Annotated in this window: 2 protein-coding genes; both read right to left on the reverse strand. The window is 51.2% G+C overall.

Annotated elements, in window-relative coordinates; translation table 11 throughout:
• Positions 1 to 1470 (reverse strand): DUF1587 domain-containing protein (locus AC4MRN_RS01135; protein WP_491202254.1); only part of this gene is annotated, 1470 nt, incomplete at its 3' end.
• Positions 1471 to 1718: 248 nt separating this feature from the next.
• A partial coding sequence (locus AC4MRN_RS01140; protein WP_491202255.1) for a hypothetical protein occupies positions 1719 to 3083 on the reverse strand: 1365 nt, incomplete at its 5' end.

Below are 3083 nucleotides of genomic sequence, written 5' to 3' on the forward strand. Positions count from 1 at the left end.
AAGACGGGCCGCAAAAGCCAGGTCATCAATCTGATAAACCGTGCCTGGCGCTAATCCTGACGGTGCGGGTTCCTGCAAATATAAGAATCCCGGTGAAACCAGCAGTGCCTGGAGGGCAGTAGCAATACTGCCTCTGAAATCCAGATCCTCACGCGCGCGGCTGAATACGCTTAATAATGGTTCGACGTCGTCGGTTGTGGATGGCCTACGATAAGCCTGCGACGTTAATTTTGACAATATACGCGAGGCGCATGCGATTTCTTCCTGAGTCTGAGGTGAACCCGCAGTGACGTTTTGCGGATAACACACAAAAAGCTGTCGCGTAGCTGGGGTATCGGGTGGCAGCAATTGCTGTGCTTCGGGCAACATAGGGCCTATGACTTCCAATTCCAGCACATCCCGTAAAAAAGCGGCCTGGGAAAAACGCGGTGACATATGATACGAGGGTACCTGAACCTCATGGACCCGCGCGCCATCAACAACAAAATCCAGAGTAAGCGGGGTAGCGGCTCTGTCGGGTAACACCACATAATCTGTTCCTTTGCGGATTTTAGGAACATGTTCTGTTAGTGCCAGGCGTTTGCGAAATGCCATGCCTATGGTGTGATTACCGGCCGAGAGTGTCAGGCTGTAGCTGTGGCGAAGCGCGTCAAGGCGGTCCACTTCGTTATTGGTATTGGCGTTAAGGTAACCGGCTATCTCATACCGTCCGGTGACAGGGGCATAGAATGAAAAACTGCCGCCGCCTCTGGAATCAAGCGGTAAATCGTCACTCATTCTTAAATCGAACGAGGGTATGCCGCTGTTTTTTACTGAACCATCTTTGGGGACGACGTAAGTGGTTTTTGTGGCTGAGGCGGGGGTAACGCCAGCAGCCAGTTTACTGACTTTACCTGCGACGTATAGGTAGCGTTCGAGATGGGTCGTAGACATACTCAGCACATCGGCGTTATTGTCAAAGCCGTATCCTGAGTCATCGCCAGGCAGGGTATCGGCGATATCTACTTCCAGTGCAAGCAGATCCCGTACGGAGTTCGCGTATTCATGGCGATTTAGTCGTCGCAGGGTGGCCCGTCCCGGATTGGGGTGTGTTTCACTGTAATCATCAAGGGACGTCTCGAGCCATTGTAGCAGTGAGGCTTTTTCCTGTGCGGTTAACGGTTTCTTATCGGAAGGTGGCATGTCTCCCATGGAGACGGACTTCAGGATGGCCTCCCACCGCTTCAGGTTGTGACCTTGCGCGATATCGTTGACATCAATGTCTTCAATTGACCAGTTGCCATCGAAAATATAGTCGTTGTGACAGTCTTCACAGCGGTCGTAGAGTAGGCGGTCGGCGTCCTTGGCGGTAAAAGACGTACCGGACTCGGCAGACAGTACAGGGCAACTAACCCCAAACAGGGTTACGGCAACAGCAATAAAGGACCGCGAGGGTTTTAATGCCAACTTTGGTGAGAAACATGAGATCATTTGCACTCTCTTTGCGCAATACTGGGCATAACAACGTCTGTGAGGTAAAAAACAACTAAAACAGCAGTTACTGTGCCATTAATCGCTTTCTACGTAGGGTTGCGATGAGCCTGTGATTTGCGGCGTTAAGTCGCGGCCAGACATTCTGTTAGCTGCATTTAGCGTGAAATAAAATCGATGGCGGGCGGGGGCTATTAAATGCCCTGATTAGGTTCATTAATCAGGGCAAATAAGGGCAGAATGATGGGTTAGTCCAGGCGTTTAACGTCTTGATAGGATCGGTTTAATAAGCGCTCTGGCAGATATATCACAGCAATGTTCATGGTGCGGTCATCCTCAGATAGCATAGCCGACTGGATCTGAATTTTTTTACCGTCCCGGCTAAAAGTGGGGTGGGTATGATCCTTTGCCGTTTTTTTGTGTCCAGTGCTAAGCAACATCATCTCATCGGTAGTGCGGTCAATCAGGTATAAACTGCGTTCGAAATCGTCACCCACAGCCCAGCGGCCGTCGGGAGAACCGTGCACATGCCACAAACCACTGCCACTACGGGTTTGTCCGGCAATGCGCATTTCATTGGTTCGCAAATTAACTATGCCGAGCCCTGTAGGTTTCTGACGAGAGGCTGATGGCCCCCAGGCATCATTGGTACCTACTTCACGATGGCCCATAATGGCAAACGCGACTTCATCAGGCGTGATCACCGCTTCATGCGTAACCCATTCATACTCGGCTTCCGGATACAGTGGTTTTACCTCTCCGCCGACTTTCATTGTCCACATGCGCTGTGGCGATTTTCCGCCTGTTTCCCAACAAAATACCAGTTCCCGGGTTACCCATGGATTGGTTTGTATGTGACCAAGCTGAAACGGCAGGGCCACCACCAAATCGATTTCCCCGGTATTCAGGTTCATACTGGCAATGCCCGTGGGACCTGCGCCCATGTTTCTCGGTCCGAAATTTGGTTCAATCTCAGTCCCTTCAGCTAAATGGCGCGCCGCTTCTTCCCGGCCAATACGAAAATAGATAATGTCTTCGGCGGCGTCCAACGCCATATCACCGCCCGCGCCCATGCTGCCCGGAACAACACCAACTACTCGCTGATAATGGCTGGCGGGTTTAACCTGTTTAGCACGTGCATCGGCAAGTAAAGTACCGAGATTGACTTCAATGATCTGTTTGTCATTGTCACTTCGGCCATAGCGTGGTTGTTTGTCAGCGGCAAATTGAGGGTCACGCATCAAATACAGGGTGTTCGACTTTTGCGCATTTACCAGCATACCGAAGTAGCCACCCTCACTGATCTGCACCAGGGTGCCGTCCTGTTCATTTACGGCCATCGCTTCACCTGGGACGCGATTTGAACGAAACACCAACCATTCACCATCTGCTGTCCATTGTGGGTGGGTAGGGTAAATTTTTGAGTCGCCAACCGGGCGACTGGTAAGGAAGGCAATATTGACACCGGTCACCGGGTCTTTGATCAGTTTTCGTTCAGAGGGAAAGGTATCGCCAATACCCGCCATTGCTGAAGCGGGCAGGAGTGACAGACATAGCAACACACCGACGAGTTGCTTTCGAATAGTAGGCTTCCACATAGTTTTCTCATTGTT

It is taken from the genome of Marisediminitalea sp., assembly GCF_984433645.1.